Source organism: Clostridioides difficile ATCC 9689 = DSM 1296 (assembly GCF_001077535.1).
Classification (GTDB): domain Bacteria; phylum Bacillota; class Clostridia; order Peptostreptococcales; family Peptostreptococcaceae; genus Clostridioides; species Clostridioides difficile.
This window is the reverse complement of the sequence record NZ_CP011968.1, coordinates 560532-578143: the sequence shown is the minus strand read 5'-3', so window position 1 is coordinate 578143 and position 17612 is coordinate 560532. Positions and strand designations below refer to the sequence as shown.

The following is a 17612-nucleotide window of genomic DNA, read 5'->3' as shown; positions in this document are numbered from 1 at the left end:
AAATATTATTCTCAACTGAGTAAGATTAATTTCCAAATTGAGTAAATTTAATCTTCAAACACTGATTTAACAATAGGAATAACATAATGACTTCCCCCACGACTCTTTACATCTTCAATCATAGCAATTACTATATATTGTTTATCACTATTTTCATCTACAGTAAAAGCATTAAACCATCCAAGTTCTGTCCCTGTAACATCATCTTTTGATGCTTTAATTTCTGCTGTACCAGTTTTCCCAGCAATGCTAATTCCTTTAATCATAGCACTATGACCTGTACCATCAGGGCTTTCAACAACTTGAAGTAAGTCATCACGAATAATTTTTACAGCCTCTTTAGAAAACACACCTTTCTTCCAAAATTCAGCCTTTTTAAATTCAAGATGGGGTTTTATCATGTCTCCATCATTTACAAAAGCTGAATATATTGATGCCGTATGTACTGGATTTACAAGAAGCTTACCTTGTCCATAGCCAGTATCTGCTAATTGTATTTCAGTCTCAAATTTATTGTCAGTGCCAAATTTTGAAGAAGACAATCCAAATTCAAATGGCATACTTTCATCAAATCCAAGCTTCAGCAACTCTTTTGCTAATACATCTTCACCTATTTTTAAGGCTGCCTTAGCAAAATAAATATTGTCAGAATAAATCAAAGCATTTTTCATATTTGCAGTATTTCCATAATCTTTTAACGTGGTTACCTTATAACTTCCCCAACTAGAATCTTTTTGCCAACTTAGACTGCTGTGTCCAAAGTTTTCATTTGGATTAATCTTTCCTGTTGTTATACCAATACCAGCAGTAACTGGTTTAAAAGAAGACCCAGGACATAATCGTGCTTTAAATCTATTGTACATTGGTTTATTTTCATTTTTATTGAGTTCATTCCATCTATCTTCTGACATTCCCAATATAAACTCATTTGGATTGTACGACGGACTACTTACAAGTGATAAAACCTCTCCTGTTTTAGGATTCATAACTACTGCACAACCTTTATCATTTTTCATTTGGTCATATAGTTTACTCTGTAGTTTTGAATCTATAGTTAGCTTTACATCTTCTCCATCTACCTTTGGCTCAGTTACTAAAGTTTCTTTCTTGTCACCATATCTATCAGCTATTATAATCTCATATCCATCAATACCACGTATTCTATCTTCCAGTAAATTTTCTAAACCAATCTTACCAATTATACTATTATCGTTGTACCTCTTACCCTCTTTTTCCTTTAGTATATCTGCATTTACATTTTGAACATAACCAGTTAAATGACCGGTTTTTTCACCAAATGGATATACTCTAACCTCTGTATTAGATATTTTAACTCCAGGAATACTAAGAAGTGACTCTTGTAGTTCCTTATCTTCTTCTTTTACAGTACCATCTGTATTTTCTTTTATTTTTTCAATAGTTTTTATAGGTACCATTGAATTTTCTTTTACCCAAGATGCATTTAATTTCTTTTCAATTTGTTCAACTGATACATTCAATAAAGTAGATAATTTTTTTAAGTCTTCTATATTATCACTCATTTTTCCAGGAACTAATCCTATCATAGATGCAAGACCTTGACCAGCAATCATTACACCGTTCCTATCCAGGATACGTCCTCTCTTACCTTTCAGCTTTGATACCCTTACAGTATTATCTTCTTCAAGTTCTGGAAATATGACGTTTGACTGCCATTTTATTTTATAATTTTTCTGTCTATCTCTAGTTAATAGTACTTCATTTGAAAATGAAATTTCACCTGCTAAAGTATCCATCTTAGAATCATAGTTTATTACTTTATCATTATTTTTATTTTTTTTAATATCATTAATCTTAATACTTATATCGTGTGCATCAATTCCTTCATAGATTTTTTTATTTCTTAAAACAAAATCTTCTTTTTTATTTTCAGACTTGCTCTTTTCATCTAATAAATCATACATTTTCTCATATTGTTTTTTATTTGCAAAAGACATATACTGCTTAAACACTTCATCTGGTTTGTTTTTATTGAGTCCATCTAGTATGAATTTTGCTAAAAAAACAATAATAACTATAAGCAGACACATTAGAAAACCAAAAATTATCATTTTTCTTGTTTTTTTATTTTTTCTCATATAAACCACCTTTATCATTTAATATATTACATACGTAAGCTTTAAGGTTAAAATACTCTTATAGACATAACTAATCTATGTTTTTATTATGTTTTTAAGTATCTCATAAAAATATGTAAGCAGTATAATTGATAGTAACTTATATATTACACATGTAAGTTTTAAAAGTCAATAATATTATCATTATTTAATTATTTTTTACATCAACTTAAAAATAAATCAGTTCCATTATATTCTTTTGTATTCTTCAACTATTTTATAAATTAACCTTATTCTATTGTAATTATTTTATAGTATATAACTTTAACTTGACAAAACGACACAAGTGTCTCATAATTAAAAGTGACACTTATGTCGTTAAAAAGGAGGTTAAAACATATGCCAACAAAAGGAGAACAAACTAAACAATTTATCATTGATACATCAATAATGCTATTTTCTGAAAAAGGATATAGTAATGTGACAATGAAAGATATATGTGAAGCATGTAATTTAAGCCGTGGTGGCCTATATAGACACTTTAATTCACCAAAAGAAATTTTTATCAGTATATTAAACACTCATAAATACTACTCTCAAAATTTGTTGGATAAAGGTATCAAGGAAAATATATCAGCTAAGCATATGCTAGAATATTTTTTCCAACAACAAAAGGCTGACATAAATGGCAAATATTGTGGATTTGATTTTGCAATACACGAATTTGCTTTTGTAGAAAAAGACCAACGTGATTATATGAATAAAAGATACAGTTCAGCTATCACAATGCTTTCAAATTTAATCGATTATGGACAATCTAAAAGTGAATTTAAAAAATGTGATTCTAAATCAGTTGCAATACACATAATGTTCTTATTTGATAGCATGAAAACATCTGCTTCCATTTTGAAACTTACAAATAAAGACATTGATAATCAAATAAATATTATAAAGGACATGGTGATTTTATATGAATAAACAAAAATTCCATAAAATTAATTTACAAAACTGGGAACGATATACACATTTTTACTACTTTTCAAAAATGACAAATGTAGGGTTTAATTTGACTATAGAAATAGATATTACTAATTTGCTTAAGGAAACGAAAAAAAGAAATATTAAATTTTATCCAGCGTATTTATATACAATAACTACTTGCTTAAATCGATATAGAGAACTAAAAATCGCATATGATGAAGATGAACTCGGATATTGGAACACGTTAACGCCACTTTATGCGATTTTTCATGATGATAATAAGACTTTCTCATCAATATGGACAGAATATGATGAAAATTTCTCAATATTCTATGAAAATTATTTAGCTGATGTTAAAGAATATGGAAAAAATCATGGTTTTCTAGCAAAACCAAATCCGCCAAGAAACTGCTATACTGTTTCCTGCCTTCCATGGATTAGCTTTAAGAGTTTTACTGTACATAATCATGGTCTTGAAAATTATTTTTTCCCTACAATTGAAGCAGGTAAATACTATCAAAAAGATGAAAAAATACTTCTTCCTCTTTCTATAACAGTGCATCACGCAACTACTGATGGATACCATGTAAGTTGTTTTATTGATTACATACAAAAAATGTGCTTTAATACTAAGATATGGCTACACTAAAAATTTATACAATATAAAAAGAACTGTCGCATGAGCAAATTAAATTTGCTATGAGAAAGCTCTTTTTTACTTACAATAGTTAATATGAGATGAATTATTTCTTATACTTTGAACTTACCAATAGTTAATATGAAATGAATTATTTCTCATACTTTAAAAAGATTGAATTACTCTTGATAATCTTCTTTTGTAGTCATTACATATCACCTACTACTCAACACATATTCTTTGACCTATTTTTACATCCTTGTTTATATCCAAAATATTTACCTTCTTACCATCTGGAAACAATACCATTGTTAAAGTAGACTTTCCTAATTCGTGTATTCTCTTTAAATCAACATTAACAAGAACGTCTCCCTGTTTAACCATATCTCCTTGTTTAACAGCAACATCAAAGCCATCTCCATTTAATGCAACTGTATCAATTCCAACATGAATTAATACTTCTCCATTAGTTCCTTTAATCCCAAATGCATGTCCACTTGAAAATACTGTTTCTAATTTACCTGAAATAGGAGAAACAATTTTTCCATCTATAATATCAATAGCAAAACCATCACCTAACATTTTTTTAGAAAATGTTTCATCTGGTACATTTTCTAATGCAACAATTTTCCCCTTAGCTGGAGACACAAAGTTTTCATTATTTTCATTAAACACTAATTCTTCGTCTTCATCTTCATTTATAGCTTCTTTAGGCACTCCAAATAAACATGTTACAATAAAGCAGAATGCAACCACAAATATTGATACTAATAAGTATGTGATTAAATTATATCCATCATAGATATACATTAAATAAGAAGGTAAAACTGCTAATCCATATGAATTAGATTGAATATGTAAAATTGATAATATTGCTGCTCCTAAACCTGAAGATGCACACATAATAATCAAAGGCTTTAAATTATATCGAAGCTGAATCCCAAATAAAACAGGCTCACTTATACCAAAAAGTTGAGATAGCATTGCTCCAACTGCAGTTTGTTTAACTTGATTATTTTTAGATTTTTTCATAAATGCTAGACATGTTCCAATATTCGCAAATCCATACATTGCACAAAGAGTAATAAGGGCATTAAATCCTGTATTTGCTAATAGTGATGTTTCAATCATTACATAAGTATGATGTAAGCCAGTAATAACAGCTAATGGATATGTAAATCCAATAATAAATCCTCCAATTCCTAAAGGCAAATCAATCAATAAGCTGATGATATCAACCATTTTTAATTCTATTGTATGCATTATAGGGCCTACACCTAATAAAATAACTAACATTGTTATTAGCATAACAAAGAATGGTGTGAAAATAAGGTCTAATACATTAGGCATATGTTTACGGAACCATTTTTCAAGATTAGCTCCAATAAATGCTGTAACAATAGCTGTTAAAACACTTCCTTGACAACCTACAATAGGAATAAATCCAAATGCCATAATTGCTTCAATTTCATTTGATGGGTCAGCAACAGAATATGCATTAGGAAGTATTGGGGAAACTAACATAAGTCCAATAACAAGTCCAATAACAGGTGTTCCTCCAAATACTTTAAATGCTGACCATACAATAATTGCTGGTAAAAAAGCAAATGCTGTTTCTGTAAGAACCGAAACAAGTGTCTGAATATACAATGGAATATTTGCAGAAGACATTCCAAATAATCCAAGTACATTATCATTAAACAAACAACCCTTTAATCCCAAGAATAATCCTGTTGCTGCAATAACTGGAATAATAGGAACAAATATATCTGCTAGAGTTCTCATAACTTTCTTAAATCCAGTTTCATTATTTTTAACTAATTCATCTTGTTCTTTTTTTGATAAAGTTTTTAATCCCATTTTTTCAACTTCTGCATAAACTTTATTAACTATTCCTGTTCCTAAAATAATTTGATACTGTCCAGAAGTAAAGAAAACACCTTTAACCTCATTGACCTTTTCCACTTTCTTATCATTAATAGTTTCCCTATCTTTAATCATCACCCTTAGTCTTGTTGCACAATGTGTAATAGAAATAATATTATCTTCACCAATAATTTTAATAAGCTCATTTGCTATTTTATTATATTTATTCATTTTTCTACCTCGCTTTCAATAATACTGCATGAAATGGTTTCAAACACACTGTTTTATTTAATAGATTTATATCATCTAAATTTTGGAATACAATATCATATTTTTCTTCTACTCTTATTTCTACAGGTTTATCAGAAAAATTATAATAACAATCAATAACTACCAAATCTAATTGCCTTCTATACGCAATAACATCTTCACTTTCTATATCAATAGGTTCTATTGAACCATAAATCAAACAATCAGAATACTCACTATCTTGTCTCAACTTTATCATCTTTTTATAAAATTCTAAAATACTCTCTGAATTGTTAATCTGACTCTGTGCATTAATATCTTTATAATTTTCAATAACCTTTAACCATGGTGTTGTATCTGAAAAACCTGCATTTTCTTTATCTGCCCATGGAAATGGCGTTCTTGCATTATCTCGGCTTCTTAAATTCACAAATTCTAACGCTTCTTCTTCTGAGTAACCTTCATCTATTGAACGATAGTATTGGTCAATGCTAGATAAATCATTAAAATCATTTATGGTATCTCTTTTAAAATTTGTCATTCCTAATTCCTGCCCCTGATAAATAAATGGGGTTCCTCTTAAAAAGAAATACATTGCTCCCAACATTTTTACTGCATCATCATTCCTTTCGTATTGCAAAAGATACTTTGTTGTAGCTCTTGGTTGGTCATGATTTTCAATAAAATTAGCTGCCCATCCATGTTCCTGAACATACATTTGACTATCTAAAATGCATTTTCTTAAATCTGGAATTGTCCATGAAATTCTTTTAAACCACTCACTACCAGAAGCAACATCTAAGTCAGCATGTTTAAAGTCAAAGACCATTGAAAAGAAACCATCTTCTCCAATAAAATCACCTAACTGGTCATAGCTAATACCTGCTGCTTCAGCAACAGTCATACAATCATATTTTTTAAACGTATTTTCTTTTAATTCATAAAGCATTTTTTCTATTCCAGGCTGATTTCTAACTGTTTTTGTACATTTAACAAGACCATCAACACCATCACTTTCTAAACTTTGAAAACTTAAATTCTTTTTGATGAATGTAATAGCATCAACTCTAAATCCTGCCACTCCCATTTGAGACCAGGTATTAATCATTTGGTAAAGTTCACTTCTTAATATTGGATTTTCCCAATTAAGGTCAGGTTGTTTTTTACCAAAAGAATGAAAATAATATTCGTCTCTATTCTCTACCTTTTCCCAAACACTTCCACCAAAAACAGACCTCCAGTTATTTGGTAAATCGTTTCCTTTTTTAAAAATATAATAATCATGATAAGGACTTTCTGGATTTTTTAATGCTTCTTGAAACCAAGGATGTTCATCACTTGTATGGTTAAGAACTAAATCTAATATAATTTTGATTCCTCTATCTTTACTTTCTTTAATTAACTCTTTTAAATCTTCCATACTTCCAAATTCACTTGCAATATCCAAATAATCACTAATATCATACCCATTATCGTCCATAGGTGATTTAAAAATTGGACATAACCACAATGATGTAATACCTAAATCTTTTAAATAATCTAAACGAGAAATAATTCCCTGTAAATCTCCAATTCCATCATTATTACTATCTTGAAAGCTTCTTGGATAAATTTGATAAACGATTTCTTTTTGCCACCATTTCTTTTCCATAAATTACTCCTTTTTATATGATATTTCTTCTTTTTAATTCTTTATAAATTCCATTATCGAATATGTCCTCACATATAGATGTCGCTATATCTTTAAGTTGTTGATGACTATTTTTCATTGCAATTGTAACGTCTGATGCTTGAAACATGACAATGTCATTTTGACCATCACCAAAACATATGGTTTCTTTTTGAGTTACTCCTAATCTTTCTTGTAATCTCTTAATTGCTTTGCCCTTATGAAAATCTTTTTGAATAATTTCATAATACTGACTAGAAATATCTCTCTGTGCTAATTCCATTTTATCTTGTAGTATATCTTTCACTTCGTCAAATACCTTTTCATTTGACCATAAACAAATTTTATGTATATCTTGTGACTTATACTCTTCAATGTTATTTTCATATGTTATTTTTTCTTGGATATGTTGTTTATTTATACAAGAATTAGTTCCTTTCAACTGATTCATTGTTTCAAATATTTCTTTGGCTTTTTGATTCATGAAAACTTTTTCCTGACTCTCAATCGAAAAAGCAACTTCCCTCTTTTTTAATAAACAAACAACTTCCTTTATCAATCTTTGATTAAAAGATTGATTATAAAGTAATTCACCATGATATTGAATGTAATTACCTCCTCCTGCAATATATCCATCAACTCCTAATGATAAAACATCATCTTGTATTGTACCCATACTTCTTCCAGTACAAATAACAACACTACAATGATTCTTTTGACATAAACGTATAGCATGCTTTGCAGATTCTGGGATTCCATATACCTCATCTCTAAGCGTACCATCTATATCAAGTATTAATAATTTGTACAATTTCATCTTCCTTTCTTACTATCAAAATCATAATAGCATTCAAAAAAAAAGATATCAATATTTTGATATCTTTTAAAAAATATGTTCATTTTTAGCACAAATTTTCATTTTCGGGGAATATGTTCACTTTCTAAATACATCTTGTATTTAATATAAAGCAGTTCAATTAAAATAAAATAAGGTGTTGTTACATCGTAGTCCAGTTGTTTATCTACAGAAATAGATATAGATTGAATATACAGGTTTTCATCACATAATCTTGCTAAAGGATTACTTATCATTTTTGTAATAGAAACCATATAAATTCCTTTCATTCTCATTTCTTTAGCAAAATCAATAATTGTAGATGCATCTCCATTCAATGAAATAAAGAAAATCATATCATCTGTTTTTATAAAATGATTAAGTGCCTGAATCATATCATAACCATAAACATCATATATAATTTTCCCTGTTGGTAAGAAAATCCTTTTCATCTCTTTAGCAACTCTTTCCTGAGAATAACCTTCTCCAAAGACGATTATACGATTTGCCTTTTTCATTCTTTCAAACATAATCGAACAATCCTTCTTCTCTATATCATCTATCACCTTATTATAACAATCCATTAATTGGTGTTTACTTTGATTTTTATATTCTACTTCTGTTTCATTTAAGCGTATAATAACTCTTAATTCACTATATCCAGGTAATTGTAGTTTTTGAGCAAAACGAGAAAGTGCACTTGTAGATATATGGTATTTGTCTGCAAATTCATCTATAGAAAGTTTAATACAATCTTCTTTATGATTAAGAATACACTCACAGATATACTTATCATTTGCTGTAAATGAATTATAATATTTATTGAAAAGTCCTTCAATTTTCATTCTTTTCTCCTTCTATACTCTATGTAATTCATATGAAGCAAATCTAATAGAGCATAAAATGCTCCTACGACTTCATAAGATATAGCTTGTAATGTATCAAGTTTTTGAGTTTCAACATACAGATTATACTCACAAAGTGTTGCAATTGTATTATTATCAAGCCTAGTTAAAGAAATCGTATGTATATGATTGTTGATAAATTTTGCAATTTCAATTCCTGCTTTTGTTTCTCCATATAAAGAAATAATAATAAATAAATCACTTTTTTGAAATGATTCTCTCATAAATTCAATTTCACCTATATCAAATAAGTCAATAACACATTTACCTACTGAAAGAAATATTCTCTTTATTTCTTGAGCTAAACTTTTCTGTTCATTACCTGTCCCATAAATATAAATTGTTTCTGCATCATATATTATTTTACAAATATCTTGAAATGATATTTTTTGTAATTCATTCATTAATAGTCGATAATTCTCGCAAACATCATGAAAATTATTATCATTATTAACAAATTCTAGTTGATTATTTTTAAGTAAATACTTTAAATCAGAGAATGAATCTAATCCAATTTTTCTACAAAGCCTTAATAAAGTAGCTCTAGAAACATTACATTCATTTGCAATTTTTTCACACGAAAAATTACGGTATTCTCTTTGACAAATCAATATTTGTTTAATAATAATTTTATCATTTTCATTTAAATTATCATAATTTTGGTTAACTAACGATTCTAATCTCATTTTTTCCACTCCCTAAATATTATTTTAATATACATTAGTTGCTTTTTCTAGGGAAGAGTTTTAAATAATAAGGATAAAATAATCATTTGATTTTATTTTTATTAAAATAAAAATAACCTGCTAAAAGCAGGCACCAAAAAGTACTTATCCTTTCGAACATGTACTTTAGATATTGCTTTCTTCGGAAGCTTCATCTCTTCATACTCTAAAATAGAGTTTTTTCTAACTCAAAAGTATTTTCCATGGTAGAAATTACTTTAATTCATCTGCCATTTATTTTTTATCTTATTTAATAATTACTACTACTTGAATATTTACTTCTTTAAGTAAATTTCATAGTTAACAAAGCTAAAACTATTATTATAGATGTTAAAATACAAAATTGTAAGTATTGTTATAAATATGCTTACAGCTACAAATATACATGATATATTAAAAAGAAGCTGTAAATTATTATCATACATACAAGCAACTACGCCTCTATTAATCCATGTTAATTTTTATTATTTAATACAAGGAGTTCCATGAGACATACATATCCATTCATATTTTAAATTATCCAATTCTCTTATAGATTTCATCATCTTTTTATAATCCCAATTCCATGGATTAGGATAAGGAACTATATTTCCATTCTTATTTTTGACTAAATCACCTGCAAATAATACATCTTCAAAAATCATGCAGACATGCCCTGGAGTATGACCAGGAGTATGGATAATTTTTATATTCCCAATCTGCATATTCTCTCCATAAGGTTCAACATCCTTAATGAGCCTTCTGGAAATTGCCTTTCCAATAAACTTCTTAAACCCAGGTCTATCCTTCTCTCCTATAATAAAAGGTATATCCTCTACATGAGCCCATACTTTTGCTCCTGTTTTTTCTTTCAATAATTTAATATTAGATATATGGTCAACATCATGATGAGTTAATAAAATATGCTTAATATCTGTAAGTTTAATACCAAGTGTTTTTAATTCTTTAATTATATTTTTCCCCATAAAAGGAAGACCTGTGTCTATAAGAATAATTTCTTTATCAAACACAATAAAACAATTTGAGCCACGAGTACTATCTAACATTAATACATTTTCTTTTATCTTCATAAATAAATTCCCCTTATTTGGTATTTTACCTATATAATTAATTAATAAAGTTATAAATAGTTATAATACTTGATATTAATTTTATTTTTTATTAAAGTATACTATAGGTATACAAGTATTATATTTACATAAGTATACCATCAGTATACTTTTTTATCAATAGAAAGGAATAATTTATATGTCAGAATTATCAAAAAGAGATAAAGAAAAAATACAAAGAGAAAATGAGATTATTGATAAGGCAGAAAAATTATTTTGTCTTAATGGATTTGATAATACAACTATGAATGAATTAGCAAAAGAAGTTGAATATACTAAACGCACCATATACAAGTACTTTTCATGTAAAGAAGATTTATTCTTTGCTGTTGTCTTAAGAGGATATAAAAGACTTTGGGATAATGTTAAAATAGAAAGTGCAAAAGGCAAAACAGGGTTTGAAAAAATAAAACTTTCATACTTTGCTTTTCATAAATTTTACTCTGTAGAACCTTCTCTATTATGCCTTATGGGAATGATTGGTATTGTAAACTCTGAAAAATCGGATACTGATATGCTGTTTAAAGAAAAGTTTTTTTCTTTTAATAAATTTATGTTTGATGAAATACAAGGAATGTTTGAAATTGGAAAAAATGATAGAAGTATTAGGCATGATATTGAAATACCTACTCTTATGTATTCATCAATATTTACACTTACAGGATTTTTTAATTTACTATCTGTAATAGGAAAATCATACCTGAACAACTTTAATATAGATGAGGAAAAATTTATTGAAACAACTCTTGCTCTTTTAATAGATTCAATTAAAGCATAAACCTAAGTTTATAAATTAAAGTTTATATACTTAAATTTAAATGATAATTTTTTCTATCTCTAATATAAAAAATATTAAACATAAAACTAATAACTTAGTTAATGGAATAACTAAATTACTGAAAGGATTAAAAGTAAATGGCTAAAATACTTCTTTTAGAAGATGATGATACAATTACATTTGGAATAAAAACTTCCCTTGAAAAGAAAAATCACACTGTATGTTGTTATAATACGATTGCTGAAGCTAAAAAAAATTTTGATAAAACTATTGATTTAATTCTGCTTGATTTAAATCTACCTGATGGTATTGGATACGAGTTTTGCCAATATGTTAAAAGTATAGAAGATACTCCAGTGATATTTTTGACAGTCCGTGATGATGAAAAAGACATTATACGTGGATTAGATATGGGTGCAGATGACTATGTGGTTAAACCGTTTTTGCTCTCAGTACTTCAATCCAGAATTAATGCAGTTCTTAGAAGAACTCATTCAAATACTAACAATACTATTACATGTGAAAATATAAGCTTGAATAAGGTTGAAGTCAAAGCATATTTAGATAATGTTGAAGTACCTTTGACAGCAGGAGAATATAAACTTCTTCTAAGTCTTATGGAAAATAAAAATAGAGCTATGACTCGTACAAAGTTACTAGAAATGCTCTGGGATGTAGATGGTAATTTCGTAAATGATAACACTCTTACTGTTACAATAAAACGTCTTAGAGAAAAATTAAAAAATCCACCTTGTATAAAAACATTAAGAGGCATAGGATATAGAATGGAGGACAACTAGTGAAAACTCCAAGAAATATCAACAGTACAGTTGTTTTTATAATATTCTGCTTAATTGTAACTTTTTTATTGAGTGTAATTCTAACAACTATAACTTCTTTTAATGAATACAATGTACTGTCTAAGGCTCTTGGTGCATCATATGAGTACAATCCTAAGTCTACAGAAAGTATACTAAAATCACTGAAAAATTCTAGTGATAAGGATTTTAAAACAGGAAATGAAATTTTATCAAAACATGGATATTCTAAAAGTACACTTTGGAGTAAAAACTTTTTTTATTTTCTAGTGATATCGTTTGGTATAATTTCAACAATGGCTACAGTTGTATATATAATCAAACATAGAACAAATAAGCAAAAACTGAGTAGAATAAACAATCTTACTCAATACTTAGAAGAAGTGAATTTAGGAAAAGAGTCTGTACTTTTACGATGTGAAGATGAATTTTCTCACCTTGAAGATGAGATATATAAAACAGTTGGGGAACTTCGTTGTTCAAAAGAATTTGCTTTAAAAGAAAGACAAACTCTTTCAGATAATCTTGCAGATATTGCTCATCAACTTAAGACTCCAATTACTTCTATGTCACTTATGGCACAATTACTTTCAGAAAATTGTCCAGATGAAGAAATAGATTATATTAACAGGCTTACAAATCAAATCTCAAGACTTGAGAGACTAGTTTCATCTTTACTTACATTATCAAAATTGGATGCAAGTACTTTAATATTTGAAAGCAAACTTATAGATGTACATTCTCTTCTTACTTATGCAATTGAGCCTATAGAAGGTTCTTTAAGAGAAAAACATCAGACATTTACTATCGAGGCTTCTCCTTCGGTAGAATTTGAAATCGATATTAATTGGACTTTAGAAGCTCTTTTAAATATTCTTAAAAATTGTAGTGAGCATATAGAAGATGGTGGATATATAGTTGCTTATTATAGTCAAAATCCTCTATATGTTGAGATTATCATAGAAGATAATGGTAAGGGGTTTGCTCAGGAAGAACTTCCATATATTTTTAATAGATTTTATCGTGGTAAAAATGCTAGTAAGGACAGTATTGGTATAGGGCTTGCTCTATCAAAGTCTATTATAGAACGTCAAAATGGTACTCTACATGCAGAAAATTGCCATAATGGTGGTGCAAAATTCATAATTAAATTTTACACATAAAATGCTGGATTATAGGTAAAATACCTATAATCCAGCTATATCTATATTCTATGTTATCTATTGTTTTAGTAATATACTTCTATTTACATTTAAGGTTTTATTAAACAAACAAATTAACTATCCCTATACTTGTAAGTAGTCTTAAATCGAAACCTTTAAATAAGTTCAAATAGATTTTGTTTATATTGTTTCATTTTTTATAGATTCTACTATATTTTCATTCTTCAACTGCTTGTATCCTGTCATATATGATGCTATTACAATAAAAAGTATCAATATAGTAAAACCTATTATTGTAGATATAGGTGCAAATGGTAAATACTCTATAAAATATATTTCATTTATACGTAGAAAAGCATACACTATTCCTATTTGCACAGGAATACTAAGTAGTAATGGTGTAATTCCTAAGAATAAACCTTCCAAAATAAGCATCTTTTTTATGCCTTCTGGAGATAATCCAACAGAACGCAACATAGCAAACTCTTGTCGTCTACTTCTAATATTTCCTGACACTGTAGCAAGTACATTTGATAATCCAATCATAGCCAATAAACCTGTAATAAAGCCTACTATTAAATTCATGGTCTTTATTCCACTAGCCTTTTGTTTTTCACTTTCTAAAACATCCTCAATACTATAATCTCCTGAACCATAGTCTTTATTATAAATGGACTCTAATTTTTCTCTTACTCTAGGAATGTCCTCACGATTATTTACTTTAAATACTCCTATCAGCCTATTTGAACGTAACCTACTTACTTCATCATAATTTTTAGATATTTCCTGCACCATAGACATTGGCACTATTTGCATTAATGTATATTTTGAACTAGTATCTACTATTTTAGGAAGTGTGCTTGTAATAGCTCCCACTTTCATGTTGTAAGTATAATCCCCTTTATCTTCGTCATATACTTTTTCATTTAATTTAATGTTATCTCCTATTGAAAGATTTAAATAATCTATATATACTTTATTTCTACGTGTACTACGATTAATATCTTCCTCCTTATTATATACAATTGAGGTTGGATTTTTTGTATCATAAAATAACTTTGGGTCTACAGAAATTTGCCTACAATATTCTGTAAAACTCTTATCATCAAGCCCAATTATATTTGAAATTATACGAAACTTGCCATCACGTTCTATAGGAGAGTATTTTTTAGATGAAACTATACTTTTAAATCCTCCATTTTTCGCAAGTTCTTTTGATGCATCTTTTTCAGTCAGCCAAGTGGAAGCAGATATTTTTTGATAATATAGTGAACTTTTTACACCTTCTGTATTATCTAATTTTTCAATGAAAGCAGACTCTACAGGTTCACTATTTTCCAAATAAACTGCTATATCTCTTTGGTCCTTATAATTATCACTTCCATAAACAGCTTTTGCTCCTTCTTGATTTGCAATTATATGCAAAAAACATGTAAGTAATAAAAAAGATAATGTTAAAGATATTGTTGCAGTACGATAAGATTTTTTACGAGCACGTAGTGCGTTTGATGCAAGTTCTCCTTCTATTCCAAATATCTTTCCTAATGAATATTTATGCGACTTTTTGATTTTAACACTATCTCCTTGTCGTATTGCTTCTATAGGAGATATCTTTGATACTTTTCGTGCTGGTATAAGTGCAGAAATCCAGACTGTTACTATTGTAAGTAAAACTGCTGGCAGAAAAGCAGGAATACCATAAGTAAATACCACTTCTGGAACATCAGTATGATAATTAACTGAATTAACATAAACTATAAGCCTATTACACAATAACCATCCTAAAAATAAACCTATTGGTAATGGTATAATTGTCAGTAAAAATCCTTCAAACACTACAGACCTTTTAATTTGTTTTGGTGATGCACCAACACTAGATAATATCCCTAACTGAGTAAGTCTAGCATTTGCAGACAGTGAAAACGCGTTGTAAATCACCATTACAAACACGGCTACTGTAAAAATTGCTATTGTAAGATACATAATAGGAGTTGAAAATTTTGATATACTACTCATAGATGCTTTCTGTTCTGGTGAAAAGACTAACATCTTTAAAAGATAATTACTATTGTATTTAAGATTGTATTTTCCATATTCATTAGTCTTCCACCCCAATGATTTAGCAAGTTTTGGAAGTTCCTTATACGTGTCTCTTATATTTTTAAATCGCAAGTACACAGTTATACTATCATTAGGTTTTATACTTGTTTTATCAAGATATCCAAGAGCTGTATATGCAGGTATTACTGATGAAGTAGAAACATCTACCTTTCCTACTATTGTCAATGTAGTCTCTGAAATTTTTTTAAAACTTTCCCCTTTCGATTTTGGGGCTATGGGTTCAAGAGGCTTTCCATTTAGGATTCTATCTCCTATTGGGAGAGTAATTTTATCACCAATTTTTACACTTGGATTATTCTCAAAATATTGTTTTGATAATGCAATTTCATTAGCATTATTTGGTCGACGACCCTCTATTATAGTATCCTTTTCTGGCATAGAATCCCAATACTCTGATGTAGCATTTCTATAAATTATATAATCTCTTTTCTCATCATTAATTTTGCCTACATACCATTGTCCTTTTACCATTACATCATCAACTGAAGAAAAATTTTCAATTAATGGTAAGTCACTTCCATAAGTATAGTCAAACAATTCACCATGCCAGTTACCTTCTTTCTCAATTGAAAGTCTTATAAAATCTGTCCACATGGTATACAACAGTCCACACAAAGAAGACATCATGGTTGTAGTAAGTAATATAGCTAACATTATAGCTATACTACTACGTTTATTGCGTCGTACAAAGTCTAAGGTGTATTCTTGAAGAATATTCATTTCTTCACCACCTTTTCAGAGACAATCACTCCATCTTCCATAGTTACAATACGATTTGCCTCTAGTGCTATTTTCTCATCATGAGTAATAAGAAGTATTGTCTGATTAAATCGTTTATTTGATAAGTTTAACAAATCTACAATTTCTTCTGAATTTTTTCTATCGAGATTACCAGTTGGCTCATCTGCTAATAAAATAGCTGGTCTATAAATTAAACTTCTAGCTATAGATACCCTTTGTTGTTGTCCACCTGAAAGTTGACTTGGAAGATGGTTTAATCTATCAGATAATCCCAATATAGATACAATCTCAGAGAATCTATCCTCATCCACCTTTCTTTTATCAAGTAACATGGGTAATAATATATTTTTTCTAACATCAAGAGTAGGTATAAGATTATAAAATTGATAAATAAGACCTACTTTTCTACGTCTAAAAACTGCAAGAGCTTCTTCCTTTAAACTTGATATTTCTGTATCTTCAACATAAATCTTTCCATATGTAGGTCTATCTACTCCCCCAAGCAGATGTAGCAATGTAGATTTGCCAGAACCAGATGCTCCTACAATGGATACAAAATCACCTTTTTGAACTGATAAATTTACATTATTAAGGGCTGTCACTCTGGTTTGATTTGAACCATATATTTTTGTGAGATTTTCACATTTTAATATTTCCATATACAATCATCTCCTTTATGGTTAAATTTTAGCAACCTAAAATGACATTATAGTGACATGAATACAAATATAAATTACTATTAAAAATATTGTTTAGTTTTTGCACATTATTTAAAATTATAATATAAAACAAAAACTATGCAATATATTTTATTTATACTTTTAATATATTACATAGTCTTTAAAAGGTATTAACTTTAAATCTATAGGTATTCAATTTAATAATCAATAGCAAGTATTTTATGTACTAAAGGAGTTTT

14 protein-coding genes are annotated in these 17612 nt (G+C 28.4%); 5 read left to right on the top strand and 9 right to left on the bottom strand.

The genetic code is table 11. From position 1 onward, the window contains the following. Window positions 1–47 precede the first annotated feature (47 nt). Window positions 48–2117 (bottom strand): penicillin-binding transpeptidase domain-containing protein, encoded by a 2070-nt coding sequence (locus tag CDIF1296T_RS03205; protein WP_009895502.1) that lies wholly within the window; start codon window positions 2115–2117, stop codon window positions 48–50. Window positions 2118–2495: 378 nt separating this feature from the next. Between CDIF1296T_RS03205 and CDIF1296T_RS03200 the strand changes: the two genes are divergently transcribed. Then, on the top strand, window positions 2496–3074 hold the full coding sequence (locus CDIF1296T_RS03200) for a TetR/AcrR family transcriptional regulator (protein WP_009895501.1): 579 nt from the start codon (window positions 2496–2498) through the stop codon (window positions 3072–3074). Continuing rightward, the gene (locus CDIF1296T_RS03195) at window positions 3067–3726 is read left to right on the top strand and encodes a chloramphenicol acetyltransferase (RefSeq protein ID WP_009895500.1); all 660 of its coding nucleotides are present in this window, start codon (window positions 3067–3069) and stop codon (window positions 3724–3726) included. Before CDIF1296T_RS03200 ends, CDIF1296T_RS03195 begins: the two co-directional genes overlap by 8 nt. A gap of 210 nt (window positions 3727–3936) precedes the next feature. On the opposite strand, the gene CDIF1296T_RS03190 is transcribed toward CDIF1296T_RS03195, so the two are convergent. The 6 genes from CDIF1296T_RS03190 to CDIF1296T_RS03160 all read right to left on the bottom strand — a co-directional run bounded on the left by CDIF1296T_RS03190 (window position 3937) and on the right by CDIF1296T_RS03160 (window position 11033). Continuing rightward, the gene (locus CDIF1296T_RS03190; RefSeq protein WP_009895499.1) at window positions 3937–5811 is read right to left on the bottom strand and encodes a PTS sucrose transporter subunit IIABC; all 1875 of its coding nucleotides are present in this window, start codon (window positions 5809–5811) and stop codon (window positions 3937–3939) included. 4 nt (window positions 5812–5815) lie between these two features. Beyond that, window positions 5816–7480 carry a glycoside hydrolase family 13 protein gene (locus tag CDIF1296T_RS03185; RefSeq protein ID WP_003434719.1) on the bottom strand — a complete coding sequence of 555 codons (1665 nt, stop codon included), beginning with the start codon at window positions 7478–7480 and terminating at the stop codon, window positions 5816–5818. Between the two features lie 13 nt (window positions 7481–7493). After that, the gene (locus CDIF1296T_RS03180) at window positions 7494–8315 is read right to left on the bottom strand and encodes a Cof-type HAD-IIB family hydrolase (protein ID WP_003434716.1); all 822 of its coding nucleotides are present in this window, start codon (window positions 8313–8315) and stop codon (window positions 7494–7496) included. A 98-nt stretch (window positions 8316–8413) separates the two neighbouring features. After that, entirely contained in the window at window positions 8414–9178 is a 765-nt protein-coding gene (locus tag CDIF1296T_RS03175; RefSeq protein WP_003434714.1) for a MurR/RpiR family transcriptional regulator, read from the bottom strand. Further along, on the bottom strand, window positions 9175–9924 hold the full coding sequence (locus CDIF1296T_RS03170) for a MurR/RpiR family transcriptional regulator (protein ID WP_018112607.1): 750 nt from the start codon (window positions 9922–9924) through the stop codon (window positions 9175–9177). The genes CDIF1296T_RS03175 and CDIF1296T_RS03170 overlap by 4 nt, the downstream gene beginning before the upstream one ends. 503 nt (window positions 9925–10427) lie before the next feature. Next, window positions 10428–11033 (bottom strand): MBL fold metallo-hydrolase, encoded by a 606-nt coding sequence (locus CDIF1296T_RS03160; protein ID WP_003426278.1) that lies wholly within the window; start codon window positions 11031–11033, stop codon window positions 10428–10430. 178 nt (window positions 11034–11211) lie between these two features. Between CDIF1296T_RS03160 and CDIF1296T_RS03155 the strand changes: the two genes are divergently transcribed. The 3 genes from CDIF1296T_RS03155 (at window position 11212) to CDIF1296T_RS03145 (ending at window position 13831) form a co-directional block, all read left to right on the top strand. Beyond that, complete coding sequence (locus tag CDIF1296T_RS03155) at window positions 11212–11850, top strand: TetR/AcrR family transcriptional regulator (protein ID WP_009895492.1); 639 nt, start codon at window positions 11212–11214, stop codon at window positions 11848–11850. A 137-nt stretch (window positions 11851–11987) separates the two neighbouring features. Further along, the gene (locus tag CDIF1296T_RS03150) at window positions 11988–12650 is read left to right on the top strand and encodes a response regulator transcription factor (RefSeq protein ID WP_003434705.1); all 663 of its coding nucleotides are present in this window, start codon (window positions 11988–11990) and stop codon (window positions 12648–12650) included. Further along, window positions 12650–13831: a sensor histidine kinase gene (locus CDIF1296T_RS03145; RefSeq protein WP_009895489.1), complete on the top strand. Its 1182-nt coding sequence runs from the start codon at window positions 12650–12652 to the stop codon at window positions 13829–13831. Before CDIF1296T_RS03150 ends, CDIF1296T_RS03145 begins: the two co-directional genes overlap by 1 nt. A gap of 180 nt (window positions 13832–14011) precedes the next feature. On the opposite strand, the gene CDIF1296T_RS03140 is transcribed toward CDIF1296T_RS03145, so the two are convergent. Together CDIF1296T_RS03140 and CDIF1296T_RS03135 are read right to left on the bottom strand one after the other, a co-directional pair. Further along, the gene (locus CDIF1296T_RS03140) at window positions 14012–16672 is read right to left on the bottom strand and encodes an ABC transporter permease (RefSeq protein ID WP_009895487.1); all 2661 of its coding nucleotides are present in this window, start codon (window positions 16670–16672) and stop codon (window positions 14012–14014) included. Next, a complete protein-coding gene (locus CDIF1296T_RS03135; protein ID WP_009895486.1) occupies window positions 16669–17352 on the bottom strand; it encodes an ABC transporter ATP-binding protein in 684 nt (227 codons plus the stop codon). The genes CDIF1296T_RS03140 and CDIF1296T_RS03135 overlap by 4 nt, the downstream gene beginning before the upstream one ends. Between the last annotated feature and the right edge of the window lie 260 nt (window positions 17353–17612).